Annotated in this window: 21 protein-coding genes and 1 riboswitch; of the genes, 8 read left to right on the top strand and 13 right to left on the bottom strand. The window is 71.6% G+C overall.

Annotation, left to right across the window (positions count from 1 at the left end; genetic code table 11):
- Nucleotides 1-39: 39 nt before the first annotated feature.
- Nucleotides 40-963, bottom strand: a complete 924-nt coding sequence (locus tag ACFYPG_RS32725) for an ornithine cyclodeaminase family protein (protein ID WP_387355072.1) — start codon at nucleotides 961-963, stop codon at nucleotides 40-42.
- Nucleotides 964-1,054: 91 nt separating this feature from the next.
- A riboswitch (guanidine-III (ykkC-III) riboswitch) is annotated at nucleotides 1,055-1,126 on the top strand.
- Between the two features lie 61 nt (nucleotides 1,127-1,187).
- Between ACFYPG_RS32725 and ACFYPG_RS32720 the strand changes: the two genes are divergently transcribed.
- Nucleotides 1,188-1,502, top strand: a complete 315-nt coding sequence (locus ACFYPG_RS32720) for an SMR family transporter (protein WP_357195224.1) — start codon at nucleotides 1,188-1,190, stop codon at nucleotides 1,500-1,502.
- 82 nt (nucleotides 1,503-1,584) lie between these two features.
- The gene (locus ACFYPG_RS32715; protein WP_112586600.1) at nucleotides 1,585-1,830 is read left to right on the top strand and encodes a hypothetical protein; all 246 of its coding nucleotides are present in this window, start codon (nucleotides 1,585-1,587) and stop codon (nucleotides 1,828-1,830) included.
- A gap of 66 nt (nucleotides 1,831-1,896) precedes the next feature.
- On the opposite strand, the gene ACFYPG_RS32710 is transcribed toward ACFYPG_RS32715, so the two are convergent.
- Complete coding sequence (locus ACFYPG_RS32710) at nucleotides 1,897-4,356, bottom strand: DNA translocase FtsK 4TM domain-containing protein (RefSeq protein ID WP_355009541.1); 2,460 nt, start codon at nucleotides 4,354-4,356, stop codon at nucleotides 1,897-1,899.
- Between the two features lie 113 nt (nucleotides 4,357-4,469).
- On the opposite strand from ACFYPG_RS32710, the gene ACFYPG_RS32705 reads away from it, so the two are divergent.
- The 3 genes from ACFYPG_RS32705 (at nucleotide 4,470) to ACFYPG_RS32695 (ending at nucleotide 7,784) form a co-directional block, all read left to right on the top strand.
- Nucleotides 4,470-4,949, top strand: coding sequence for a YbjN domain-containing protein (locus tag ACFYPG_RS32705; RefSeq protein ID WP_355009542.1), 480 nt, complete (start codon nucleotides 4,470-4,472; stop codon nucleotides 4,947-4,949).
- 86 nt (nucleotides 4,950-5,035) lie between these two features.
- Nucleotides 5,036-6,607, top strand: a complete 1,572-nt coding sequence (locus ACFYPG_RS32700) for a YbjN domain-containing protein (protein ID WP_387355083.1) — start codon at nucleotides 5,036-5,038, stop codon at nucleotides 6,605-6,607.
- 124 nt (nucleotides 6,608-6,731) lie between these two features.
- Nucleotides 6,732-7,784 (top strand): LPXTG cell wall anchor domain-containing protein, encoded by a 1,053-nt coding sequence (locus ACFYPG_RS32695; protein WP_387355069.1) that lies wholly within the window; start codon nucleotides 6,732-6,734, stop codon nucleotides 7,782-7,784.
- 80 nt (nucleotides 7,785-7,864) lie between these two features.
- Here the strand turns inward: ACFYPG_RS32695 and ACFYPG_RS32690 are convergent, their stop codons facing one another.
- From ACFYPG_RS32690 to ACFYPG_RS32670, 5 genes are all read right to left on the bottom strand, one after another.
- Nucleotides 7,865-9,553, bottom strand: coding sequence for a ribonuclease J (locus ACFYPG_RS32690; RefSeq protein ID WP_355009544.1), 1,689 nt, complete (start codon nucleotides 9,551-9,553; stop codon nucleotides 7,865-7,867).
- 52 nt (nucleotides 9,554-9,605) lie between these two features.
- Nucleotides 9,606-10,532 carry a 4-hydroxy-tetrahydrodipicolinate synthase gene (dapA, locus tag ACFYPG_RS32685; RefSeq protein WP_355009545.1) on the bottom strand — a complete coding sequence of 309 codons (927 nt, stop codon included), beginning with the start codon at nucleotides 10,530-10,532 and terminating at the stop codon, nucleotides 9,606-9,608.
- A gap of 47 nt (nucleotides 10,533-10,579) precedes the next feature.
- Nucleotides 10,580-11,320, bottom strand: a complete 741-nt coding sequence (gene thyX / locus ACFYPG_RS32680; protein WP_355009600.1) for an FAD-dependent thymidylate synthase — start codon at nucleotides 11,318-11,320, stop codon at nucleotides 10,580-10,582.
- A gap of 1,202 nt (nucleotides 11,321-12,522) precedes the next feature.
- On the bottom strand, nucleotides 12,523-13,206 hold the full coding sequence (locus tag ACFYPG_RS32675; RefSeq protein WP_387355066.1) for a DUF2752 domain-containing protein: 684 nt from the start codon (nucleotides 13,204-13,206) through the stop codon (nucleotides 12,523-12,525).
- A gap of 4 nt (nucleotides 13,207-13,210) precedes the next feature.
- Nucleotides 13,211-14,440, bottom strand: coding sequence for a winged helix-turn-helix domain-containing protein (locus ACFYPG_RS32670; protein WP_387355064.1), 1,230 nt, complete (start codon nucleotides 14,438-14,440; stop codon nucleotides 13,211-13,213).
- Nucleotides 14,441-14,519: 79 nt separating this feature from the next.
- Here ACFYPG_RS32670 and ACFYPG_RS32665 point away from each other — a divergent pair, with 79 nt between their 5' ends.
- Nucleotides 14,520-15,071 (top strand): GNAT family N-acetyltransferase, encoded by a 552-nt coding sequence (locus ACFYPG_RS32665; protein ID WP_387355063.1) that lies wholly within the window; start codon nucleotides 14,520-14,522, stop codon nucleotides 15,069-15,071.
- On the opposite strand, the gene ACFYPG_RS32660 is transcribed toward ACFYPG_RS32665, so the two are convergent.
- Nucleotides 14,970-16,244, bottom strand: coding sequence for a glycosyltransferase 87 family protein (locus tag ACFYPG_RS32660; protein WP_387355061.1), 1,275 nt, complete (start codon nucleotides 16,242-16,244; stop codon nucleotides 14,970-14,972). The genes ACFYPG_RS32665 and ACFYPG_RS32660 overlap by 102 nt on opposite strands.
- A 35-nt stretch (nucleotides 16,245-16,279) precedes the next feature.
- Between ACFYPG_RS32660 and ACFYPG_RS32655 the strand changes: the two genes are divergently transcribed.
- Nucleotides 16,280-16,873, top strand: coding sequence for a GNAT family N-acetyltransferase (locus ACFYPG_RS32655; protein ID WP_355009551.1), 594 nt, complete (start codon nucleotides 16,280-16,282; stop codon nucleotides 16,871-16,873).
- A gap of 10 nt (nucleotides 16,874-16,883) precedes the next feature.
- On the opposite strand, the gene ACFYPG_RS32650 is transcribed toward ACFYPG_RS32655, so the two are convergent.
- From ACFYPG_RS32650 to ACFYPG_RS32635, 4 genes are all read right to left on the bottom strand, one after another.
- Complete coding sequence (locus tag ACFYPG_RS32650) at nucleotides 16,884-17,771, bottom strand: carbohydrate ABC transporter permease (protein ID WP_355009552.1); 888 nt, start codon at nucleotides 17,769-17,771, stop codon at nucleotides 16,884-16,886.
- A gap of 1 nt (nucleotide 17,772) precedes the next feature.
- Nucleotides 17,773-18,894 (bottom strand): carbohydrate ABC transporter permease, encoded by a 1,122-nt coding sequence (locus ACFYPG_RS32645; RefSeq protein ID WP_387355059.1) that lies wholly within the window; start codon nucleotides 18,892-18,894, stop codon nucleotides 17,773-17,775.
- Nucleotides 18,895-18,971: 77 nt separating this feature from the next.
- Complete coding sequence (locus ACFYPG_RS32640) at nucleotides 18,972-20,222, bottom strand: extracellular solute-binding protein (protein WP_355009554.1); 1,251 nt, start codon at nucleotides 20,220-20,222, stop codon at nucleotides 18,972-18,974.
- A gap of 26 nt (nucleotides 20,223-20,248) precedes the next feature.
- A complete protein-coding gene (locus ACFYPG_RS32635; protein ID WP_387355056.1) occupies nucleotides 20,249-21,226 on the bottom strand; it encodes a LacI family DNA-binding transcriptional regulator in 978 nt (325 codons plus the stop codon).
- Nucleotides 21,227-21,383: 157 nt separating this feature from the next.
- Here ACFYPG_RS32635 and ACFYPG_RS32630 point away from each other — a divergent pair, with 157 nt between their 5' ends.
- The gene (locus ACFYPG_RS32630; RefSeq protein WP_387355054.1) at nucleotides 21,384-23,501 is read left to right on the top strand and encodes a glycogen debranching N-terminal domain-containing protein; all 2,118 of its coding nucleotides are present in this window, start codon (nucleotides 21,384-21,386) and stop codon (nucleotides 23,499-23,501) included.
- A gap of 264 nt (nucleotides 23,502-23,765) precedes the next feature.
- Here the strand turns inward: ACFYPG_RS32630 and ACFYPG_RS32625 are convergent, their stop codons facing one another.
- Nucleotides 23,766-24,236 (bottom strand): GNAT family N-acetyltransferase, encoded by a 471-nt coding sequence (locus tag ACFYPG_RS32625; protein ID WP_355009557.1) that lies wholly within the window; start codon nucleotides 24,234-24,236, stop codon nucleotides 23,766-23,768.
- Nucleotides 24,237-24,389 lie beyond the last annotated feature (153 nt).

Genomic DNA, 24,389 nt, shown 5'->3' with positions numbered 1-24,389 from the left:
GCTGCGGAGACGGTCGACACGGAGGAGAACGTCATTCCGTCAGCGCGCCTCGGCGCCAACCCGGGTCAGCGCGTCGAGCAGGAACACCTCGGTGCCGGCCAGGCCGGTGCAACAGAAGACGGACATCTGGTCCGCGGTGGTCCGGCCGGGGACCGCGCCGGCCAGGATGCCGCCAAGGTCGCGCAACCGCCCGGCGTACGGGGGTGTGGCCGCGAGCATCGGCGGCTGGTAGTCCGCCGCCTGGGCCGGTGAATCGGTGACCAGCAGGTCGGCGGTGTCCAGCAGGTCGGTGCCGAACTCGCTGCGGTCGCGCTGCTTGAAACCGACCGCGTTGACGTGCGTGCCGGGGCTGAGATCGGCGGCGCAGAGCACCGGGGTCGGGCTGGTGGTCGCCAGCACCACCAGGTCCCGCCCGGTGGCGGCCGAGCCCGGATCTGCCACCGCACGGGCCGGCACGCCCAGTTCGACACGGACCCGGGCGGCGAAGGCCTCCCGGCGAGCTGCGGAGCGGCTGTGCACCACCACCTCGCGCAACGGGCGGACCGCGGCGGCTGCCCAGACCTGGGTCCACGCCTGCCGACCGGAGCCGATCACCCCGAGGGTGGCGGCGTCGCGACGGGCCAGCGCGTCGACCGCGAGACCCCCCAACCCTCCGGTACGACGGGAGCCCAACTCCTCGCCCACCGCGACCGCCCGGATCGCCCCGGTCCGGGCGTCGTGCAGCACCACCAACTGCTCGCCCTGCGGGTGACCGAAGGTGTCGTAGGAGCGGTAGCCGTACCACTCGTCGACCAGGTGCCCGGCGGTGAGCACCATCCGCCCGCCGCCCAGCGGTACGGCGGCCCGCGGCGGCGCGATCAGGCGTCCCTCGTACGCGGCCAGGAGGGCAGCGCGCATGGCGGCGACCGTGGTGGCGGCGTCCAGCGCGGCGGCGACCTCGGGGTCGGCGTAGAGCATGGTCATGGTGGCGATACTGCAAGTTGAAGTCAGGTAGAGGTCAACGGGTCGTGGTGACGGTCACCGTCCCGCCACCGCGGGCGGTGCTAGCGTCGGCACCGGCGGCCGGATGCTCGTGGCCGCTCCGGACGAGTGGTGGGCGTACCCGGTCAGGCCAAGACGCCCCGCGTGACGTGCAGACTCGACTCGTCCCGGCGCGGCAGCCCCGGGCGCTTCCGGTGAGGTGAACGATGGCCTGGCTCGTACTGGTGATCTCGGGACTGTTGGAGACGGCCTGGGCGATCGCCCTGGACCGCAGCGCCGGCTTCAGCCGGCTGGTCCCGTCGGTGGTGTTCGTGGTGACCCTGCTGCTGAGCATGGCCGGGCTGTCGTACGCGCTCCGGGACATCCCCGTCGGCACCGGCTACGCGGTCTGGGTCGGCATCGGCGCGGTCGGCACCGCGCTGGTCGGGATGCTGGCGCTCGGCGAGTCGGCGAGCCTGCCCCGGATTCTCTGCCTCTTCCTGGTGGTCGCCGGCGTGATCGGCCTCAAGATCTTCCACTGAGGTGCCGCGCAGGCAGGCGTGATGGGTGCCAACAGTGGGTATTGATCGATTCGTCACGACAGGCTCTCACTTGGAGGAAGACATGGCCGACATGCCGAGCACCGCCCGTCCCCGCAGCAACGCCGCCCGCATCCTCACCATCGTGGGCTTCGTCTTCGCGGTCCTGGCCCTGCTGCTCAACCCGATCATCTTCGGCGTGCTCGGTGTCATCGCGGGCGTCGTCGGCGCGGTTCTCGGTGACAAGCCGCTCGGTTGGTACGCCGCCGTGGCGAGCGTCGTCGCCGCGATCATCAGCCTGGTGATCATCGGCGCGCTGATCAACAACTGACCACTCTCTTGTCGCGGGCCCGCCGGGATCCGGCGGGCCCGTCGTGCGTCCACTGTCGACAGTCGGTCAGTCCACGTCGCCGCGCAGGCCGGTCAGGACCTCGTCCAGCTCGTCCGGCTTGACCAGCACGTCGCGCGCCTTCGACCCCTCGGACGGCCCGACCACTCCCCGGGTCTCCATCAGGTCCATCAGGCGGCCCGCCTTGGCGAAACCGACCCGCAGCTTGCGTTGCAGCATCGAGGTCGAGCCGAACTGCGAGGTGACCACCAGCTCCACCGCCTGCACCAACAGGTCCAGGTCGTCGCCGATGTCCTCGTCGATCTTCTTCTTGCTCTCCTGCGCCGGGGCCAGCACGTCCTTGCGGAATTCCGGCTCACGCTGGTCCTTGCAGAACTTCACCACGTCGGCGATCTCCCGCTCGGTGACCCAGGCGCCCTGGATCCGGACCGGCTTGGAGGCGCCCATCGGCAGGAAGAGCCCGTCACCACGGCCGAGCAACTTCTCCGCGCCCGGCTGGTCGAGGATGACCCGGGAGTCCGCGAGGGAGGAGGTGGCGAACGCCAGCCGGGACGGCACGTTCGCCTTGATCAGACCGGTCACCACGTCGACCGAGGGGCGCTGGGTGGCCAGCACCAGGTGAATGCCGGCGGCCCGGGCCAGCTGGGTGATCCGGACGACGGAGTCCTCCACGTCGCGCGGCGCGACCATCATCAGGTCCGCCAGCTCGTCCACGATCACCAACAGGTACGGGTACGGACGCATCTCACGTTCGCTGCCCGGCGGGGCCTTGATCTCGCCGTTACGGACCTTGCGGTTGAAGTCGTCGATGTGCCGGACCCCGTTGGCGGCGAGGTCGTCGTAGCGCATGTCCATCTCGCGGACCACCCAGTCCAGCGAGTCGGCCGCCTTCTTCGCGTTGGTCACGATCGGAGTGACCAGGTGCGGGATGCCCTCGTAACCGGTCATCTCGACCCGCTTCGGGTCGATCAGCAGCAGCCGCACCTCGTCCGGGGTGGCCCGGGTGAGGATGGACACCAGCAGGGTGTTGAGACAGCTCGACTTGCCCGCGCCAGTGGCTCCGGCGATCAGGATGTGCGGCATCTTGGCGAGGTTGGCCACCACGTAGCCGCCCTCGATGTCCTTGCCGAGCGCCACGACCATCGGGTGGTGATCGCTGGTCGCCGCGCGCGAACGCAGCACGTCGCCGAGGGCCACGTTCTCCGGGTCGGCGTTCGGGATCTCCACGCCGACGGCGCTCTTGCCCGGGATCGGACTGAGGATCCGTACGTCAGGCGACTTCACCGCGTACGCGATGTTGCGGGACAGCTGGGTGATCCGCTCGACCTTGACGCCGTGCCCCAGCTCCACCTCGTACCGCGTGACGGTCGGGCCACGGGTGAAGCCGGTGACAGCGGCGTCCACGTCGAACTGGTCGAACACGCCGGTCAACGCGGCGATCACCTCGTCGTTGGCCTTGCTGCGGGTCTTCGCTGCGGCCCCGGCACTGAGCATGTTGGCCGGCGGCAGGGTGTAGTCCCCGGAGAGCCCGGTCAACGCCAGCTGCTCGGCCCGGGTCGGGGCGGGCGAGTGCTCCGGCGGCTCGACCGACGGCTTGCGGCTCGCCGGCACCTTCGCCGGAGACTTGCGCGGCAGCACCATGGTTTCCTGGAGGTCCGCGCCGTCCAGGTCATCGAAGTCGTCCGGGTCCAGTGGTGCGGGCATCCGCTTCGCCGGTCGCTTACGCGCCGGCTTGGCGGCCACCTCGTCCGCCTCCTCATCCGCCTCCGGTGCGCCGACCAGCCCACCGGCGAGCAGGCCCAGCCGCTCCGGGATCTTGTTGATCGGCGTCGCGGTCACCACCAGCAGGCCGAAGAGCAGCAGCAGGACGAGCAGCGGCACCGCCACCCAGGCGGTGACCGCCCGCTCCAGCAGCCCACCGACGCCCGCGCCGACCAGGCCGCCGGCGAAGTCACGCTCCAGCGGGTCGACCGGATCCTGCCCGATCTGGAGCAACGCGGCGGTCGACACCAGCAGCGAACCCCAGCCGATCAACCCACGGCCGCGGTGCTCCGGATCGGCCGGCTGACGCATCAGCCGCCACGCACCGATCATCAGCAGCACCGGTACGACAACCGAGATCGCGCCCAGGAACAGCCGGATCGTGTCGGCCAGTCGCGCGCCGACCGGCCCCGCTCCGGACAACCAGAGCGCCACGGCGCTGAGCAGAGCGAGCCCGAACAGGAGCAGCCCGGCACCGTCCCGGCGGTGCTCCGGGTCGAGGTCGCGGGCCGACGCAGCCTGCCGGCCAGCGGCACGCACCGCCCAGCCCATCCCGTGCGCCAGCCCCATCCACAGTGCACCCACCGCACGGCCGACGTAGACCGCCGGGCCGGGCCGGGCCGGCGTGGTGCGACGTCGGACCGGTGCCCGGGTGGTCTTCTTCGCCGGTTGACGGGCACGACTGTTGGTGCCACCGCGCGGCGACGCGCCGCGCCGCCGGCTCGCCTGAGAGGTACGGCCCGCCATAGAGTCACGGTAACGGTGGGGGCGGGCAGATCCCCGCTTTTCCGGGTCGTGTCCGCGCGTCGAAACACGAACCCCACCGCCGGTCGTGATATCCGCCTCAGAAGGGATGCCCCATGGCGTCGCCGGAAATCGAAGGCGATCCGGACGATCCACTGGCCGGGCACCCCGACTTGCTGCGTCCGCTGACCGGTGAACTGGTCGCCGCGGTGCTCGCTGCCCGGGGCCGGTCCGTCGGTCCGACCCCGGACGGCGACCTCGTCGGCCACTTCGACGACAACCTGATCTGGTTCCTTCGCGTCGGCGGGGACGGTGAGCTGCTCCAGATCCGCACCATGGTCGATCCGACCTTCGGCATCGAACGGGTGCCCGACCTGTACGCGTTCTGCAACTCCTGGAACCACGACCGGCTCTGGCCGAAAGCGTTCGTCCATGTCGCCGACGACGGTCGGGCCCGGGTGTACGGCGAGGTGATCACCGACCTGGAACGCGGCGTGACCCCACACCAGCTCGACCAGCTGCTCGACTGTGGCATCTCCACCGGCTGCCAGCTCGCCGTGGCGGTTCGTCGACTGCCCGGAGCGGTGCCGTCGTGACCGGCCGGGACGAGTTCACCGGCAGCCGCGCCGGCACGCCACCCACCGGTGCCGGTGAGCGGCTCGCGCGGGGCCGCGTACCGGCGCTGGAGGCCGCGCTCGCCGAGGCTCGTGACCTTCCCGACGGCCCGGCCCGGCAGGTGGCCCTGGAACGGCTCGCCGAGCGTGCCGACGCGGCCGGCGACGTCCGGTCCGGGATGGACGCACGGTTCGCGTTGATCGAGGCGTACCTGCTGCACGGGGAGCGGTGGCGTCTGGTCGAGCCGGTCCGGCGCTGCCGGGCCGCCGCCGACCACCGGCCCGACGTGCTCACCGAGACGGAGACCGGGCTGCTGCTGCGTTACCAGCGGTACGCGGTGGAGGCGCTGCTCGGCACTCCCCGGGTCGGGCTGGACCAGACCCGGTCCCTGCTGCACGACCTGGCCCACCGCGTCGGCACGGATGGTCCGGACACACCGACCGTGGCGGAGCTGCACTGCCGGATCGCCGATCATCTGGGCGACGAGCCCACCGCCCGGCACTGGTACGAGCGATGGTCCGGAAAACGGCCAGGCCCGGCCGGCGGCTGCCCGGGCTGCGCCTCCGCCCGGCGGGCCGAGCTGCTGGCCGGCTGGGGCGAGTGGAATGCCGCAGTGACCGAGCTCGGGAAAACCGACGGCGACCCGCAGGCCTGCACCGACCAGCCCGAGCGGGATCTGGTCGCCGGTCTGCTGCCGGCACTGCGCATCGGTGAGCCGGAACGGGCGGCGACAGCGCACGTGCGGGCGTACCGCCGGCACCGGCGGGAGCGCGCGGCGTTCCCGCACCTCGCCGCACACCTGCGGTTCTGCGCGCTGGGTGGGCATCTGGAGCGCGGGCTGGCCATCCTGGCCGAGCAGTTGCCCCGGTTGGACCGGCCGACCGACGACCTCGCCGCCATGGAGTTCGCCGCCGCCGGGGCACTGCTCTGCGGGCTGGCCACCGACGCAGGGCTGGGCGGGCGGACGATGCCCCGGCCCGCGTACGGCGAGCGGCCGGCCACCGAGTTGGACGTCGCCACGCTCGGGGCGCTGCTGCTCGGGGTGGCGAACGAGTTGGCTGGCAGCTTCGACGCGCGCAACGGCACGGGGCACCACTCCGGACGGATGGCCGCCTGGCTGGCCGAGCGCCCGCTCGCGGCGCCGGTTCCGCTGCCCAGTGACGACGAGCCTGACGAGCCCGACGACGACCGGTCCGACGTCGGGGTCGACGTCGAGGCCGAGCTGGGCGAACGCGAATTGTCGGCGCTCTCCCTCGGCATGATCACCGGGATCCTGGACGGGCGCGGCGACCGGTACCTGGTGGACGAGGGCGAGGCGGTGGTCGGCCACTGGGAGGGAACGGTGATCCAGTTCCGGCGGGCCGGTGAACGCGGCGAGGTGCTGCACGCCCGCGCCATGGCCAACCGCCGGTTGCCGGCCGCCCGCCGCGCCGAGGCGTACGCCTTCTGCAACGCGTGGAACCACGACCGGCTGCTGCCCAAGGCGTACGCGCACGACCTCGGCGACGAGTTGGTGCTGGCCGGCGACGTGGCCACCGACCTGGCGCACGGGGTCGCCCCGGCGCAGCTACGGGTCCTCATGGACGCCGCCATCGCCACCGGCATCGCGTACGCCGAGGCCGTCGCCGCGCTGCCCTGATTCGCCAGGGGCGCCAACGGTTGCAGTTGCCGCGCGGACTGCACGACATCCGACAGCTCGCAACCGGGAGAACGGCACCGGGGTGATATCGCCGTCAGCCCACCGCAACCCCTCGGGAGTCGTCATGAACCGCCCGCTCCGGTCCGGCATTCTCGGTGCCGCCGTGCTCGCCCTGTCCGCCCTCGCCACCCCAACCGTTGCCGGTGCCGCCCCTGCAAAGCCGACCGTCTCGCCGAGCACGACGGCCGGGAGCGCCGCGCCGACGATCCTGGCCCGGGCCGACATCGTCTTCCTCGGCGGCGACCCGTGGCACCCGTCGGGTCCGCTGGAGGTCAAAGTCGTCAACGAGGGTGGGACAGCGGCGAAGGGCTTCTTCGTGCTCCGCCTGCCACAGAATGCCGACCTGACCGCGGGCGGCGACTGCCGGGCCGGCGACGGTGCGCCCAGGACCTGGGTCTGCGGCGGCGCGGAACTGCCCGCCGGCGGCGATCGGACGTACCGCCTGACGGTGACCTCATCGGCCGCGCAGCCGGTCTTCGGCGCGACCGAGTGGGGTTCCGTGGCCGGTCAGGACGCCACTGGCCGCGCCGACCGACCCACCGAATTCCGGATCAACTGGCCGGACCGCACGACGCTGCGGCTACGGGCCACCGCCGGCCCGGTCGTCGACGGTGCCGCGACCATTCGGGTCCGGGTCACGAACACCGGCACGTTCGACATCGGCGGGTACTCGTTGAACGTCGCCACCCCGGACGGGGTGCGGGTGACCGCACCGGGGTGCTCCGACAGCGGCCGGACGAACGGTGTGGGCTGCGAGATCCTGCGCGAGCGCCGCCTCGCGGACGGTGCCACGGACAGTTTCGACGTACGGGTGGCGGCCACCGGCGGCACGAAGAGCGTTCGGCTCTGGCTCGCGCCCACCAACCGGTACACCAACCCGGACACCTCGGTGACGCTCCGCCTGACCGCTGGCGGATCCGGCGGCGGCGCGGCCACCACCGCGCCACCGACCGACCCGACCACGCCGGCGACCACGGCACCGGCCACGCCCGCCCCGGAGGCAACGGAACTGCCGCGCACCGGCACGACCACCATCGTGTACGGCCTGATCGGCGTGTCGCTGCTGACCCTCGGCGGCGGACTGCTGCTCCTGCGACGCCGGCTCCAGCACGGCTGACCCGCAACGGCGAGCCCAATCGTGAAAACGGCGATGCCCGCCCGCACCTCGTGTGCGGACGGGCATCGTGACGCGTGCGGTCAGACCTCGACGACGGTGGGCACGATCATCGGCCGACGACGGTACTTGTCGTTGACCCACCGCCCCACGGTCCGTCGGACGATCTGCTGAAGCTGGTGCGGGTCGGTGATGCCGTCCGCCGCGGCCCGGTTGAGCGCCTCGGTGACCAACGGCACCACCGGGTTGAACGCCTCCGGGTCTTCGGAGAAGCCCTTCGCGGAGAGCGTCGGGCCGGCGACCACCTTGCCGGTGACCGAGTCGACGACCACCGTGGTGGCGATGAACCCTCCGTCACCGAGGATCCGCCGTTCGGTGAGCAGCGACTCGCTGACGTCACCGACGGCGAGGCCGTCCACGTAGACGTACCGGCTCTTCACGTGCCCGACCAGGCTGGCGCGGCCCTCGACCAGGTCGACCACGTCGCCGTCCTCGCAGATCACCACCCGGTCGGCGGCAACCCCGGACTCGATGCCGAGCCGGGCGTGGGCGCGCAGGTGACGCCACTCGCCGTGCACGGGCATCAGGTTGCTCGGCCGGACCACGTTGAGCAGGTAGAGCAGTTCCCCGGCCGGGGCGTGCCCGGAGACGTGCACCTTGGCCACGTCCTTGTGCACGACCACCGCGCCGGCCCGCGCGAGCCGGTTGATCACCCGGTAGACCGAGGTCTCGTTGCCGGGGACCAGTGAGGAAGCCAGCACGACCGTGTCACCGGGGGCGATGGTGATGTGCCGGTGGTCGCCGCTGGCCATCCGGCCCAGCGCGCTCATCGGCTCACCCTGGGAACCTGTCGACATCAGCACGATCTCGTCCGGCGGCAGCGTGGTCGCCTCGTCGATGCTGATGACCAGGCCGGCCGGGATGTTGAGCAGGCCGAGGTCCCGGGCGATGCCCATGTTGCGGACCATGGACCGGCCGATCAGCGCGACCTTGCGGCCGTGCTCGGCGGCGGAGTCGAAGACCTGCTGCACGCGGTGCACGTGCGAGGCGAACGACGCCACGATGATCCGGCCCTTGGCCTTCGCGAAGATCGAGTCGAGCACCGGGCCGATCTCCCGCTCCGGGGTGACGAAACCGGGGATCTCCGCGTTGGTGGAGTCCGACAGCAGCAGGTCGACGCCTTCGGCGCCGAGCCGGGCGAAACCGGCCAGGTCGGTGATCCGGCCGTCCAGCGGCAACTGGTCCATCTTGAAGTCGCCGGTGTGCAGCACCAGGCCGGCGGGGGTGCGGATGGCCACCGCGAGGGCGTCCGGGATCGAGTGGTTGACAGCGAAGAACTCGCACTCGAACGGGCCGAGCCGCTCGCGACCGCCCTCACGCACGGTCAGCGTGTACGGCTGGATCCGCCGCTCGGCCAACTTCGCCTCGACCAGGGCGAGGGTGAACTGTGAGCCGACCAGCGGGATGTCGGGCTTGTGGGCGAGCAGGTACGGCACCGCGCCGATGTGGTCCTCGTGACCGTGCGTCAGCACGATCGCCTGGACGTCGGCCAGCCGGTCCAGGATCGGACCGAAGTCGGGCAGGATCAGATCCACACCCGGCTGCTCGACATCGGGGAACAACACGCCGCAGTCGACGATCAGCAACTTGCCGTCGTACTCGAAGACGGTCATGTTCCGACCGATGGCGCCGAGCCCGCCGAGCGGGATGATCCGCAGGCCACCTTCCGGCAGCGGCGGGGGTAGCTCCGCCTCGATGTGCGCCTCGGTCACGCGTCCACCTCATTCTGCGACGCCGTTACTCGACGTCCATCGTGTCGTTCGTTCATTCGGGCAGCTCCAGGCCCGCTGCCGCGAAGTCCGCGCGCAGCTGGGCAATCTCGTCGTCGGTGGCGTCCACCAGCGGGGGTCGCACCGGGCCGGCCGGCAGGCCCTGCGCTGCCAGGCCCGCCTTCACCAGGATCGCGCCCTGGGTGCGGAAGATGCCGGTGAACAGCGGCAGCAGCCGCCGGTGCAGCGCCAGCGCGGTCGCCATGTCTCCCGCGTCGTACGCATCGATCAGTTGTGCGGTCAGCCCCCCGGTGAAGTGCGTGGAGGTGCCGACCACGCCCACCGAACCGACGGCCAGCGCCGGCAGGGTGAGAGCGTCCTCGCCGCAGTAGAAGGCGAGAGCGGTCCGGCTGGTCACCCAGCTGGTGGCGGTCAGGTCGCCCTTGGCGTCCTTGACCGCGACGATCCGGCCGTGCTCGCCGAGCCGCACCAGCGTCTCGGTCTCGATCGGCACACCGGAACGGTGCGGGATGTCGTACAGCATCACCGGCAGGCCGGTGGCGTCGGCGACGGCCGTGAAGTGCCGGACCAACCCCGCCTGCGGCGGCTTGTTGTAGTACGGGGTGACCACCAGCAGGCCGTGCGCACCCGCCTTCTCGGCGGCTGCGGCCAGCTCGATGGTGTGCCGCGTGTCGTTGGTGCCAACGCCCGCGACCACCTTGGCCCGGTCACCGACAGCCTCCACCACGGCCCGGATCAGCTGCTCCTTCTCCGCTTCCGTGGTGGTCGGCGACTCGCCGGTGGTGCCGTTGACCACCAGCGCGTCGTTGCCCTGCTCGTCGACCAGGTGGCTCGCCAGCCGGGCGACGCCGTCGAGATCGAGGGAACCGTCGGGGGTGAACGGGGTCACCATGGCTGTGATCAGCCGGCCGAAGGGGCGGGACGCCGGTCGGGCCGCGGCATCGAGGTGGTCGTGCGTCATACCCTCCAACCTAGCGGACGACCAGCCGGAGCCCGCCGGGGAAGGGCTCAGGACGCCTCGTGCGGGCTGGCCGCCACCTCGGTGCCGTCCGACAGCGTGGAGATCACGAAGTCGGCGAACACGTTGGGGGCGACGCCCTGCAGCTGGCGCAGGCACTCGACGGCCAGCTCACGGATCTCCACGTCGGCGTGCTCGGTGGCCCGCATCGCGATGAAGTGCCGCCAGGCCCGGTAGTTGCCGGAGACCACGATCCGGGTCTCGGTGGCGTTGGGCAGCACCGCACGGGCCGCCTGCCGGGCCTGCTTGCGGCGCAGCGTCGGGTTGGGCTCGTCGGAGAAGCGCTGCTCCAGGCCCTCAAGCAACTCGGTGTACGCCCGAACACTCGCCTCGGCGGCCTCCACGAACTTCTTGTGCAGCTCCGGGTCGTCGGCGATGACGGCCGGCTCGACCATTGCCGCGTCCCGCTCCGGGACGTAACGCTGGGAGAGCTGGGAGTACGAGAAGTGCCGGTGCCGGATCAACTCGTGGGTGAAGGAGCGGGACACCCCGGTGAAGTAGAAGGTGACCGACCCGTGCTCCAGCACACTCAGGTGCCCAACCTCGAGGATGTGCGCCAGGTAGCCGGCGTTGGTGGCGGTCGCCGGGTTCGGCTTCTTCCACGACTGGTAGCAGGCCCGACCGGCGAACTCGGCGAGCGCCTGGCCGCCCTCCGCGTCGGTCGACCACGGCACGTCGTCCGGGGCCGCGAATTGGGTCCACGCGATCAACTTGACCTGGGGCTGCACCATGTCCGGCATTCCTGGGACTTTAGTGGTGGGGTGCCGCCCGACCCAACTCAGGCGCGCCCCGTGCAATGTCGATCACTCAGGCAACGACCCACCAACCGACGTCCCCGACTCTTGGGCCGAGGGCGAGGGCGAGGGCGAGGGCGAGGGCGAGGGCCTTGGCCGGGCCGGAGCCGGGAGCCAAGGGCGGGGCCTTAGGCCGGGGGCCGGGGGCCGGAGGCGCGGTCAGTGCCGACTGGACGTTGCCGGAGGTCCGGGGCCGAGGGGCCGGGGGCCGAGGGGCCGGAGGCCGAGGGGCCGGAGGCCGAGGGGCCGGAGGCCGAGAGCGGGGCCTTGGGGCGGGGCGGGGCATCGTCGTCGAGGCCCGGGCGGACAGTTCCGTCGGCGTCCTTTGGAGCTGAATCGTTGGCGACATCAGCCCCGGGATGGATGGGCCGACCAAGCCGACGACCGAGACCCGAGCGCCGCTCAGGCGCCCAAGCGACCCGAACAAGTTGAGCAGTTCGGCAGGGGCGTCCGCTCGCAAGATCGCGCAACATCCTGGATGTAGTGGCATCTGTCACGCCCGACCCCACTACACCCAGGATCGAGCGCGACCTTGGGGCGAGGCGCATCGGCTGCCGTGCGCCACGGGCGCGGATATGCAGGTGCCGACTAGGGTGATCGACTCGGGTTCCCGGAAGTCGGGGTATCCGGGTCAGGTGGATGGCCCGGTTTCCTGAATGCCGAGTCGATCATGGGTGTTCGGCGCAGGAGGAGACCCGTGATGTCGTAAACGAGTCAACTCCAAAGGACGCCAGGACAACGCATGCCGGCCGAGCCCGCATCCGCCCGCCGGCCGCATCCGGGCACCGGCCCGTCGGGCGGCGGCCCATCGGGCGGCGGCCCATCGGGCGGCGGCCCATCGGGCGGCGGCCCATCGGGCGGCGGCCCATCGGGCGGCGGCCCATCGGGCGGCGGCAGGTCGGGCGGCGGCAGGTCGGGCGGCGGCAGGTCGGGCGGCGGCCCATCGGGCACTGGCGCCTCAGACGGCAGCCCCGCGGGCAACAACGCGGCCGGTGGCAGCCCGGCCGGTAGCAGCCCGGCCGGTGGCAGCCCGGCAGGTGGCAGCGCGGCCGGCAGCAACGCGGCAGGTGGCAGCGCGGCCGGCAGCAACGCGGCAGGTGGCAGCGCGGCCGGTAGCAGTGCGGCCGGTGGCAGCGCGGTCAGACGTAGAGCGAGGTGAACGGCGCCCAGGGCAGGTTGCGTAGCACCGAGAAGGCCAGCCACGCGGCCAGGAATCCGCCGATGACCTTCGAGCTGATCCGCAGCTCGGGTAGGCGCCAACCGAACGCCTGGTTTCCCGCCCAGGCCACGAAGAGGTACGCGAGGAACGGCAGCGCGAAGACGAACAGGAAGTGGTGCCGGGCGGCGGCCGGCAGGTCGGCGTGCAGCACGTACCAGAGCGCTCGGGTGCCACCACAGCCCGGGCAGTCCAGCCCGGTGGTCAACTTGAGCAGGCAGGTGGGCGCGGCATCCGGGTCGGCGTAGGTCGGGTTGCTGAGCAGCGCGTAGCTCATGCCGATCGCGACGCAGCCGACCGCGGCCAGCGGCACTGCCCAGCGTGGTGAGCGTTCGTAGAGCCGCAACACGAATCGGGTGAGCCGGTCCGGCTCAGGCGCCGGGTAGCCACCTGGCGGGGTGGTCGGCCAACCCTCCGGACCGGACCCGCCGGGACCGAAGCCGCCGGGACCGAAGCCGCCGGGACCAGCGGCAGCGGGACCAGAGCCAGCGGGACCGAAGCCACCGGAATCGAAGCCACCGGGACCCGTGCCACCGTCGGCCGAAGCCGTGTGGACGGCGCCGGGGGCTGGGTGCGGCTGGTCGACCGGTCCGGGAGCGCTCGTCACGCGCTCACGGTACACCGGACACGCCGGCCAACGCGGCGCTGAGCGGACCAGCCAGATCGCCGGCCGCTGGCGGGGCCACCGCATCCAGGCCGAGCCAACCAGCCAGGCGGTACAGCTCGGCGGCGAGCGCGACGGCGGTCTCCCCCGGGTCGGCGCCGAGTTCGAGCCAGGCGGCCGGCACGAGCAGCACCCCGGCCTTCCGATCGGCCTTCAGGTCGACCCGGGCGGTGAACCGGTCGCCCTGCAGGAACGGCAACACGTAGTAGCCGAAGACCCGCTGTGGCGCCGGAACGTAGATCTCGATCCGGTAGGTGAAGTCGAACAGCCGCTCGGTGCGGGCGCGTTCCCAGATCAGCGGATCGAAGGGGCTGACCAGTGTGTTGCCCCGCACCCAGCGGGGCAATCGGGCGGACGCGTGCAGCCAAGCTGGCTGTCGCCAGCCCGCCACGGTGACCGGCACCACCTCACCGGCCTCGGCCAGTTCGGCGACGGCCTGCCGGGCGCCGGCCAGCGGCAACCGGAAGTAGTCGCGCAGCTCCGGCTCGGCGGCGACCCCGAGGGACCGCGCGGCGAGGGAAACCAACGTCCGGTACGCCTCGGCGTCGGTCGGGGTGGGCGCGGCCAGCACCGCCGCTGGCAGCACCCGTTCGGGCAGGTCGTAGCGGCGGGCGAAGGAGGTGCTGCGCTCGGCGGCGGTCACCTCGCCGGCCCAGAACAGGAACTCCAACGCGCGCTTGACCGCTGACCAGTTCCACCCCCAGTTGCCGGTCTCGCGGGGGGCGTCGTGCTCGATCTCCGCGGCGGTGAGCGGCCCCCGGGCGGCCACCTCGTCGCGGACCCAGGCGACCAGTTCCGGCTGCTCCTGGGCGATCCGCCGCATGCCGCCCCAGGATTCGCTGTGCGCCCGGGCCATTCGCCAGCGCAGCATCGGGTGCAGCTCCACCGGGACCAGCGACGCCTCATGACCCCAGTATTCGAACAGGTCACGCGGGCGTCGGTAGGCGGCCTGGTCGAGCAACGTGGTCGGATAGGGCCCGAGCCGGCTGTAGAGCGGCAGGTAGTGCGCGCGTTGCAGCACGTTGACCGAGTCCATCTGGATCAGCCCGACCCGGCCCAGCACGCGACGCAGGTGCCGGCGGGTGGGCATGCCCGTCGGCGCCGGGTCGGCGAAGCCCTGGGCGGCGAGCGCCACACGGCGGGCCTGGGCGAGAGAGAGTGATTCCGGCGCGGTCATCGTCGGCGACCTTAATTCATCGGTACGACTCCGGTGCGGGAAGCTGGACGTGACGACCAACGGGGCATAGAACGGTGCAATGCTGACCATCCGTCGGGAGGAGCCGGACGACGCCGAGGCGGTCGCCCTGGTACACGTGCACGGCTGGCAGGCGGGCTACGCCGGCTTCATGCCGGACGAGGTGCTCGGGCGGCTCAACGTGGTGGCCTGGGCGCAGCGTCGTCGCGACGTTGGCACCGCCGATCCGGAACACCCGTTCATCACCCTGCTCGGGGAGGTGGACGGGTCGGTGGTGGGCTTCACCACCTTCGGGCCGTACCGCCGCAACCAGGACCGGGACGACCTGGACCCGACGGTCGGCGAGGTGGTGGCGCTCTACGTGGAGCCGGCCCACTGGGGTGACGGGACCGCGGCGGCGTTGCTGGACGCCGCCCGGTGCGGGCTCACCGAACGGGGCTGGGCCGACTACCGGGCGTGGGTGCTGGCGGACAACCGGCGGGCCCGGCGGTTCTGCGAACGCGCCGGCCTGTCACCGGACGGTGAGCGGTCGACCTACCAGGTGCCGCTGGCCGGTGGGGGCCCGCCGGTCGGGCTGGTCGAGCTGCGGTACGCCGGACGCCTCGACGGTTGACCCGTTCGGGGTCAGCCACCGGCGGATCGGCAGGAAAGCCAACAGCGCGAGACTGATCCACACGTAGGCGTTGCTGCCCAGGAAGCCGTCGACGCCGGTGAAGTCCTTCTCCCAGACCCAGACGATCCGGCTGATCAGCAGCGCGTACCCGATGGTCGCGGCGACCAGCAGGACCCGCCGTCGGCGGCCGGCCGGCGCGGCCATCGCGTTGTCGACGAGCAGGATCAACGCGGGCAGCAGCCAGACCAGGTGGTGCACCCAGGTGACCGGGCTGACCAGGCACATCACCGCGCCGGTGAGCGCCAGGCCGGTCGCCTCGTCGCCGGCCGCGACGGCGGCCCGGGACCGCCAGGCCCAGAGCGCCAGGGTGCCGAGCACCAGCAGCAGCCAGAGCACTGTGCTCGGGTGTTCCGGGTCGAGCCGGGCGACCACCCCGCGCAGCGACTGGTTGGAGACGAAGGCCAACTCGCCCACCCGTCCGGTGTTCCACAGGGCCTCGGTCCAGAACTCCCGGGACGCGTCCGGGAAGAGCGCGGCGGCCAGCAACGACACCCCGGCGGCGGTGCCGCTGGCGGTGAGCGCCGCCCGCCACCGCCCGGTCACCAGCAGGTAGACGATGAACACGCCGGGGGTCAGTTTGATCGCCGTGGCGAGGCCGATGCCCACCCCGGTCCACCGGTTGCCGGCCGGCATCAACCGCAGCAGGTCCACCGCCACCAGGAAGAGCAGCAGCGTGTTGACCTGGCCGAAGTTGACGGTCTCCCGCATCGGTTCGAACGCGGCGGCCAGGCACAGCGCCACGGCGAGGGCGAACCACCGGGTCCACCCGGCGCGGCGGGCTATCGGGTCGACGAGCCACCAGATCAGCACCGTGGTGGTGGCCACGCTGGCGAGGACGCTCACCACGATCGCGGCCATCCACGGCAGGTACGCCATCGGCAGCATGACCAGGGCGGCGAACGGCGGGTAGGTGAAGCCGTACTGGGTGTTCGGCTTGAGGTAGTCGTAGATCTCCCCGCCGTCGTGCACCCACCACGTCAACGCGCCGTAGTAGACCTTCAGGTCGAAGAAGCCGTGCCGCACGGCAGCGACGGCGAGGAACCCGGTGACCGCCGCGGCGAGCACAACCACCCCGACGACCTGCGCGGTCGTCCTGTTGGCACCCTGCGCCACCGTCGTCTCCCCCGCCCTGCGTAGGCTTCCGTCCCATGGCTCTCGGGTACGTCCGCCCGGCGCGTCCCGAGGACGCCGGCGAGATCGCACGCATCCAGCTCGCGACCTGGCGGGTCGCGTATCGCCGGATCCTGCCTCGGCATGTGCTCGACAACCTGGACGAGGCGTTCCTCGCCCGGCGGTGGAGCGCCGCCGTGCTGGAGCCGCCCTCGGGCGCGCACCGGGTGCTGGTCGCCGTCGAACAGGCCGAGCAATCGTATCTGGTGGGGTTCGCCGCCTCCGGCCCGGCCGACGGCGAGGCTCTCGCCCCGGGTGAGCCGGCCGACGCGCTCGGCCCGGACGTGGCCGCGGTGACCGACCTGCTGGTGGAGCCGCGGTGGGGTCGGCGCGGGCACGGTAGTCGGCTGCTCGCCGCCGCCGTCGACCTGTGGCGGGAGGACGGCATGAGTCGGGCGGTGGCCTGGGCGTTCGACGGTGACGAGGCGACCCGGAAGTTCCTCACCAGCACCGGCTGGGAGCCCGACGGCGCGGCCCGGGCGCTTGACGTCGACGACATGCTGGTGCCTCAGGTGCGCCTGCACGTGGCGGTGCCCACCGAGCCACTCGCCGAGGACCGCCCCGGCGAGTGACCCGGCCGGGTCAGCCCTTGTCGGAGCCGTCGTTGGCGTCGCGGACGAAGTACCGCTGGAACACCACGAAGATGATCGCCACCGGGATGGTGGCCAGTAGCGCGGCGCCGAGCTTGAGCGGGTACTGGGTGCCCTTGCCGAGGGAGCCGCTGACCAGGTCGGCCAGTCCGCGCGGCAGGGTGAACAGGTCCGGGTCCTGCACCGACACCAGGCTGTGTGGGAACTCGTTCCAGGAGCCCTGGAACGACAGGATGGTCAGGGTGATCAGCGCCGGTTTCGCCATCGGCAGCACCACCGACCAGAAGGTACGGAAGATGCTCGCCCCGTCGATCCGGGCGGCCTCCTCGACACTCACCGGGATCGACTCGAAGAACTGTTTCATGATGAACACGCCCGCCGCGTCGGCCAGCAGCGGCACCACCAGACCGGCGTAGCTGTTGTAGAGGCCGAGCTGGTTGAGCACCAGGAACTTCGGGATGAGCAGCACCACCCCGGGCACCGCCATCACCGCGATGACCGCGGCGAACAGCCCGCCGCGGCCGCGGAACCGCAGCCGGGCCAGCGCGTACCCGGCGAGCGAGTCGAAGAACACCCGACCGAGGGTGACCAGCACCGTCACCAGCAGCGAGTTGCCCAGCCACAGCGGGAAGTTGGTGCCGGCGAAGATCCGTTCGAAGCCGGCCAGTGTGAGCGGGTCCGGGAACGGTGACAGCGGGTTCGCCGCCGCGTCGGGCTCGGTCTTGAGCGAGTTGCCGATCTGGATGACGAACGGGTAGAGGAACACCAGCCCGAAGAAGACGAGCGTGGCGTACCCGAGGAAGCGGGTGGCGAGGGTGCGGGCCGCGCGCTGGTGTCGCCGCGCGGGCGCCGCCGCCGGGCGGTCGGTGAGCACTGCCATCTCAGGACCTCTCCGGTACGCCTCGACGCCGCCAGCCGCGTCGCGGCCGGTCGGTGTCCCGCTCGGCCAGCGCCCGGCGCTGGATCAGCGTGAGCACGATGATGATCAGGAACAGGACGAACGAGATCGCCGCGCCGGAGCCGTAGTCGAAGTCCCGGAAGGCGGTCCGGTACGACAGGTACGCCGGGGTGAGTGTGGTCTTGGCCGGGTCGCCCTGGCTCATCACGTACACCTGGTCGAAGACCTGCCAGGAGCCGATCGTGCCGAGGGTGAGCACCAGGAAGGTGGTGGGTCTGATCATCGGCAGGGTGACGTACCGGAAGCGCTGCCACCGGGACGCGCCGTCGAGGGTGCTGGCCTCGTCAAGCGTTACCGGCACGTTCTGCAGCCCGGCGAGGAACATCAGCATGAAGGTGCCGGACGTGGTCCAGATGACCAACGTGATGATCGACATCATCGCCACGCTCGGGCCGGCCAACCAGTCCCACCAGGTCAGCCCGAACGGGCCGCCGTCGGTCAGTGCCGCCGGTGGCGAGTCCACGCCGACCGCGCCGAACAGCAGGTGCAGCACGCCCCGGGAGTCGGCGAACCACTCCGGGCCGTCGATGCCGACGAAGCCGAGCAGCGCGTTCACCGCGCCGGAGTTGGCGAAGAGGAACAGGAACACCACGCTGATCGCGACCGAGCTGGTGACCGAGGGGAAGTAGAAGGCGCTGCGGAAGAAGCTCTTGCCCTTGAGCATCCGGTTGTTGACAACCAACGCCAGTCCGAGCGCGAGCACCGTCTGGGCCGGCACCACGATCGCCACGTAGTAGATGTTGTTGCGGATGCTCGTCATGAAGTCGCGGCGGGCCAGCCCGTCCTCGGTGAACAACTGGGTGTAGTTGTGGCCGCCGACGAACGGGACGTCGCCGGTGAACGGGCTGCCCTGTCCGTTCCAGTCGGTGAGGCTGACCCAGAGCGCCATCAGGATCGGCAGCAGCAGGAACAGCCCCAGAATGACGATCACCGGCGCGACGAAGAGCCAGCCGGCGAGGTTCTCGTTGCTGCGGATGCCGCCTCTGCGTCGGCGGGGGCCCGACCCGGGCGCGGTCGCCGCGGCGGTCAGTGTCTCGGTTGCCATCTTCCCTCCCTCCCTTCCTCTCTCCGGCCGACGTGCGGCGGGGGCCCCGGTGATCACCCGGGGCCCCCGCCGTCACCTCAGCTGCCGCCGAGCGCCGCCTTGGCGTTCTTGTCGAAGTTTTGCAGGATGGTCTTCGGGTCGCCGTTGGCCAGCGCCTGCAGACCGGTGTCGAGGTCCTTGAGGACGCTGTCCATCTTCGGGGCGTTCACCGGGCCCTGGGCGTACGCGGCGCCGTCGATGAACACCTTGTCGGCCGGGAAGGCGGCGGTGTACTGCTCGCCCGCCGACTGCCGGGACGGCATGACGCCGAACGCCTTGGCGAAGGCCATCTGCTGCTCGCCGCTGGTCATCGCCTCGACGAACTTGATCGCCTGGTCCTTGTGCTTGCTCTTGGCGGCGACACCCCAGCACTGGGTGAAGGAGAGGGTGCCCTGCCCCTTGGGGCCGGCCGGCAGCGCCACGACCTTGTACTTCACGTTCGGGAAGTCGTTCTGCAGGGCACCCTTGATCCAGTTGCCCTCGATGGTCATCACGGCCTTGCCCTTGCCGAACGCCTCACCGGACCAGCCGGCGTCGAGCTGCTTCGGGTACTTGGCCAGCCCGGTCGTGAGCAGGGTTTTGACGTACTGGAGGGCGGCCAGGTTCTCCGGGGTGTCCGCCGTGGGCTGCTTGCCGTCCTTGCTGGTCAGCCAGCCACCGTTCTGCACCATGAAGGCGCCGATCCGGTCCCGGGTGTCACCGATGGCCAGCGGGACCTGCCCCTTCGCCTTGATCTTCTGGGCGACCGCGGTGAGCTGGTCCCAGGTCGTCGGCACGTCGGCGTCGGTCAGCCCGGCCCTGGTCCACAGGTCGGTGTTGATCTGGAGGGCCAGGGTCGAGAAGTCCTTCGGCGCGCAGTAGAGCTTGCCGTCGTACGTGAAGGCGGTGCGCAGGCTCTCGTAGAAGTCGCCCGGGTTGCTGACCCTGTCGCCGTACGGCTCGAGGGCGCCGACGCTCGCGTAGTCGGCGAACTGGGCCGCGTCCACGTAGAAGACGTCCGGCGGGGTGCCGCCGGCGAGAGCCTGACCGAGCTGCTGGGTGAGGTCCTGCGCCGGGGTGACAGTCGCTGTGTTGCCGGAGCTGCCGGCCCACTTCGCGGCGGCGTCCTGCACCGCCTTGGTCTCGGCCTCGCCGGACGAGCCGATCAGGATCTGCAGGCTGGCCGGCCCGCTGGACTGGGCGGTGTCGCCAGAGGAGTCGTCGAAGCCGCTGCCGCAGGCGGCGGAGCCGAGGAGGGCGACGGCGGCGAGGCCGGCCACCGCGGCCCGGGTGATTGTTCGGGGTGCCATGGTTTCTCCTGGTGGGGGGTGTGGAACTACGCGGTGTGCCGCAGCGCCAGCGAGGGCTGAAGCAGCACGGGGGTAGGGGTCTCGCGGTCGCCGTCGAGGACCCCGGTGAGCAGGTCCACGCAGCGGGCAGCGGCGTCGCCGAGCGGTTGGCTGACGCTCGTCAGCCCGACCGCGGCGGCCACCGGCGTGTCGTCGAAGCCGATCACCGACACCTGCGGGTCGACGCCGCGGATCGCCTGGAGGGCACCGAGGGCGAGTGAGTCGCTGGCGCAGACCACGGCGCTCGGCGCCACGGCGACGAGCAGGTCACGCATCAGCCGCTCCCCCTCGGCGATGCCGTCCTCGGTCTCCCGGTGCAGCCCGGTCGGGTCGACGCCGGCTGCGCGCAGCGCGTCGCGCCAGCCGGCCCTCCGGTCGTCGCCGACGCCGGAACCGTCGGGCCAGCCGATGAAGGCGATCCGCCGGTGGCCGGCGTCCAGCAGGCGCCGGGTGGCCTGGGCGGTGCCGGCGGCGCCGTCCACGTCCACCCAGGGGTGCACGTCGAGCGCGTCCCACGGGCGGCCGAAGGTCACGAACGGTACGTCCCGGTCGGCGAGCCATTCGGTACGCGGGTCGCCGTACTTGGTGCCCACCAGCACGAACGCGTCCAACTCGTAGGTGCCGAGCAGGTCGCCGTAGGTGGCGATCTCCCGTTCGTCGTCGGTGGCGGTGTAGAGCAGCACCCGGTAGCCGGCGGCGTCGGCGGTCTCGGTGAGGCCGTGCAGGAAGCGGTCGAGCACGGAGCCGTTGATGCCGTCGCGGGTCGGGTCGATGCGGGCGGCGATGAGGCGGGACCGGCCGGTACGCATCTGTCGGGCGGCCTGGTTGGCCCGGTAGCCGAGCGCGTCGATCGCGTCCTGGACCCGCTGACGGGTCTCCTGCCGCACGATGTGCGGGCTGTTGAGGACGTTGGACACGGTCTGCCGGCTGACTCGGGCGTGCCGGGCCACCGTCGCGATGGTCACCTTTTCGGCCACTTAATCCCTCTCGCCATCTTGAACGATCCAATTTGGATAAGGCAGGATTGGATCGTTCAAGTTTCTGGAATGTTTCGCACTTTGCACCGCCAGGGGCGCGTTGTCAAGATGGCCGCCCCGCACCCCGAGGATCTGGAGCCACACCGTGATCGAACGCCAGCTGCAACCCCTCCTGCACGAGTTGGTAGGGGTGGTCTTCGCCCCGACCAGCGCGCTGGGGGACGCGACCGGGCAGATCCGCCCGACCGGCGTCCAGGGCGTTTTCCACGCCGACGCCCGGGTGCTCTCCCGCGCCGAGCTGCGGGTCGACGAACGGGAACTCGAGGGGCTGACCCGCGGCGACGACGGCCCACACGGTGCACGCTTCGTCGGCCTGGCCCGCTGGCTCGGCGACCCCACCCCCGACCCGACGGTCCGCGTCGACCGCCTGCGCCGGGCCACCCGCAACGGCCTCACCGAGGAGCTGCGGATCGTCTCCACCGCCACTGTCGACGTAAACGCCACCGTCACCGTCGACCTCGGCTGCGACCTGGCACCCATCGAGGCCGTCAAGTCCGGTGGCGCCGCCGCCGCGCTGGAGGCCAAGACCGGCCAGCCAGGCGTGCTCACCTGGTCGGGAGCAGGAATCACAGTCACCGTCACCGCGTCCGACGCGGACGTGCTGGCCGACGCCGAGCGTGCCACCGCGCCACGGCTGGCGTGGGCGGTCCACCTGCCTCCCGGCGGCGAGACCGTGCTGCGCTGGCAGTTGACCGTCGAGGACCCGCGCGCCGTCGTGGTCGGCCCAGCCGGCGAGCCGGAGTGGTCCCGACCCGAGGTGACCGCCGACGACCGCCGCCTCGTCCGACTGCTGGACCGCAGCCTCGACGATCTGCGCGGCCTCCGACTGGCCGAGACCGGCGCCCCCGGGGACGTGTTCCTCGCCGCCGGCGTGCCCTGGTTCCTCACCCTGTTCGGCCGGGACAGCCTCTGGGCCGCCCGGATGATGCTGCCGCTCGGCACCGACCTGGCCGCCGGCACCCTGCGCGTACTCGCCCGCCGGCAGGGCACCCGGTTCGACCCGGCGACCGGCGAAGCCCCCGGCAAGATCCTGCACGAGCTGCGCCGACACGAGTTCACGGTGCCCGGCAACGGCCTGCGCCTTCCGCCCGCGTACTACGGCACCGTCGACGCCACGATGCTCTGGGTCAACCTGCTGCACGACGCGTGGCGCTGGGGCATGCCCGCCGAGCAGGTCGAGCCCCTGCTGCCGCACCTGGAGGCGGCTCTGCGCTGGCTCGGCGAACACGCCGACCCGGACGGCGACGGCCTGGTCGAGTACGTCGACACCACCGGGCACGGGCTGTCCAACCAGGGTTGGAAGGACTCCGGTGACGCTGTCCGATTCCGCGACGGCACCCTGGCCACCGCGCCGATCGTGCTGGCCGAAGTGCAGGGTTACGCGCACGAGGCGGCCGTGAACGGAGCCGCCCTCCTGGACGCCTTCGGCCGACCGGACGCCGACCGCTGGCGCGAGCACGCCGCCGCGCTCGTCGGCCGGTTCCGCAGGAGCTTCTGGGTCGACGGCCGGCACGGTCCGCAGCCCGCGCTCGCCCTCGACCGCGACAAGCGCCCGGTCGACTCGCTGACCAGCAACATCGGCCACCTGCTCGGCACCGGCCTGCTCGACCGGGACGAGGAAGCCCAGGTCGCGCACCTGCTCACCACGGACACCATGGCCGCCGGGTTCGGGCTGCGGACCATGTCCAGCGACGACGCCGGCTTCAGCCCGCTGTCGTACCACTGTGGCTCGATCTGGACCCACGACACAGCGATCGTGCTCGGCGGGCTGGCCCGCGCCGGGCACCGGGAGGCCGCGCTCGGCCTGACCGAAGGGCTGCTCAGCGCGGCCGAGGCGTTCGACTACCGGATGCCGGAGCTGTACGGCGGCGACGACCGCTCACTGGTTAACCGGCCGGTGCCGTACCCGGCCGCGTGCCGACCGCAGGCGTGGGCCGCGACGGGTGCGGTGCTGCTGCTCCAGGCCGCCGCGGGGCTCTACCCGGACGTGCCGGGCGGCACGGTCCGACTGGCACCCCTGGCGGGAGCAGAGTTGGGTGCCGTAGCGGTCGACGGCCTCCGCGTGGCCAACACCCCGGTGCACGTGTCTGTCGACCGCACTGGCGAAGCCACAGTCACCAACCTCCCCACCCCGCTAACCCCAACCCCAACCCCAACCCTCCCCACCCAACGCCGCCCAAAATCCCCAACCCACCCCGCCTAACCCGCCCCAGCCCTTGACCCTCCCCAGCCCTTGACCCCTCCCCGGCGCCCCGTCCCCGCCGGCGCCCGTCCCCGCCCCACCCCACCGGTCGATCATGGAGTTGTGGTGGGCGACAGTTCCGTGTACGCCCCATTTGTGGGGCACCACAACTCCATGATCGACGCCGGCCCAGGCTCGCCGCCCCGGCGATCTTGCAGTTTCGGTTGCCGTTACAGGTGGGATGTTCTCTATGTCGCGACAGGAAGTGCTAGATCGCGGAGGGGGTCAGGGGGCTCGTTCGGCAATCAGCTCTTCGTCGTCGACCGCGCCTGTCGGGTGGAAGCCCAGGGACTCGTAGAGTGCGGCAGCCTGGGTGTTGTCGGGGTGGTACGAGAGGCGGACCGGGGGGTTGCCCTCTCGGGCCGCCAGCCAGGGGGCCAGCGTCTGCACGGTGGCCCTGCCGACGCCCTGGCCCTGCTCGGCGGCGTCGATCAACATCCCGCCGATCCAGTGTGAGCCGTCGTCGTCCACTCCCCACATGACGTGACCGACGACGGTCTCGTCGGCGTACACCGCGAGCGAGTTCCACACCTCGGAGCGGGTGCTCAGCAGCAGATAGCGCGCGCCCAGCGCGGCCACGAAGCGGCGCTGGTCGTCGCGCGGGGCGACGTCGGCCACCGCACGCCAGTTGTCGTCGTCCACCGGTCTCAGCGTCACTCGCCGCCCGCGCCGGTCCAGGTGTCCACCATCAATCATCGGCGGATGCTACCCGGTCGGTCCGCGTGCGGAGATCTTGGACAGTTTCCGTCATCCGGGCGGGCTCAACCGATGGTTGCAACACCCTTCCGTGATTTTCGTTGGGGTGGTTATGGCGTTGAGGTTGAGCCCGCTGGAGCGGGAGCAGATCGG

Origin of the sequence: Micromonospora sp. NPDC005553 (assembly GCF_042871765.1) — a bacterium.
In the GTDB taxonomy this organism is placed as follows: Bacteria; Actinomycetota; Actinomycetes; order Mycobacteriales; family Micromonosporaceae; genus Micromonospora.
The sequence above is the reverse complement of the archived record's forward strand: the minus strand, read 5'-3'. Positions and strand labels throughout refer to the sequence as shown.

Excerpts from the sequence above, each read along its gene's own strand:
- ACFYPG_RS32655 (WP_355009551.1), top strand. The coding sequence starts at position 16,280 with ATGGCTCTCGGGTACGTCCGCCCGGCGCGTCCCGAGGACGCCGGCGAG.
- ACFYPG_RS32725 (WP_387355072.1), bottom strand. The coding sequence starts at position 963 with ATGACCATGCTCTACGCCGACCCCGAGGTCGCCGCCGCGCTGGACGCC.
- ACFYPG_RS32645 (WP_387355059.1), bottom strand. The coding sequence starts at position 18,894 with ATGGCAACCGAGACACTGACCGCCGCGGCGACCGCGCCCGGGTCGGGC.
- ACFYPG_RS32720 (WP_357195224.1), top strand. The coding sequence starts at position 1,188 with ATGGCCTGGCTCGTACTGGTGATCTCGGGACTGTTGGAGACGGCCTGG.
- dapA (WP_355009545.1), bottom strand. The coding sequence starts at position 10,532 with ATGACGCACGACCACCTCGATGCCGCGGCCCGACCGGCGTCCCGCCCC.
- ACFYPG_RS32665 (WP_387355063.1), top strand. The coding sequence starts at position 14,520 with ATGCTGACCATCCGTCGGGAGGAGCCGGACGACGCCGAGGCGGTCGCC.
- ACFYPG_RS32640 (WP_355009554.1), bottom strand. The coding sequence starts at position 20,222 with ATGGCACCCCGAACAATCACCCGGGCCGCGGTGGCCGGCCTCGCCGCC.
- ACFYPG_RS32715 (WP_112586600.1), top strand. The coding sequence starts at position 1,585 with ATGGCCGACATGCCGAGCACCGCCCGTCCCCGCAGCAACGCCGCCCGC.
- ACFYPG_RS32710 (WP_355009541.1), bottom strand. The coding sequence starts at position 4,356 with ATGGCGGGCCGTACCTCTCAGGCGAGCCGGCGGCGCGGCGCGTCGCCG.
- ACFYPG_RS32695 (WP_387355069.1), top strand. The coding sequence starts at position 6,732 with ATGAACCGCCCGCTCCGGTCCGGCATTCTCGGTGCCGCCGTGCTCGCC.
- thyX (WP_355009600.1), bottom strand. The coding sequence starts at position 11,320 with ATGGTGCAGCCCCAGGTCAAGTTGATCGCGTGGACCCAATTCGCGGCC.
- ACFYPG_RS32650 (WP_355009552.1), bottom strand. The coding sequence starts at position 17,771 with ATGGCAGTGCTCACCGACCGCCCGGCGGCGGCGCCCGCGCGGCGACAC.
- ACFYPG_RS32670 (WP_387355064.1), bottom strand. The coding sequence starts at position 14,440 with ATGACCGCGCCGGAATCACTCTCTCTCGCCCAGGCCCGCCGTGTGGCG.
- ACFYPG_RS32705 (WP_355009542.1), top strand. The coding sequence starts at position 4,470 with ATGGCGTCGCCGGAAATCGAAGGCGATCCGGACGATCCACTGGCCGGG.
- ACFYPG_RS32625 (WP_355009557.1), bottom strand. The coding sequence starts at position 24,236 with ATGATTGATGGTGGACACCTGGACCGGCGCGGGCGGCGAGTGACGCTG.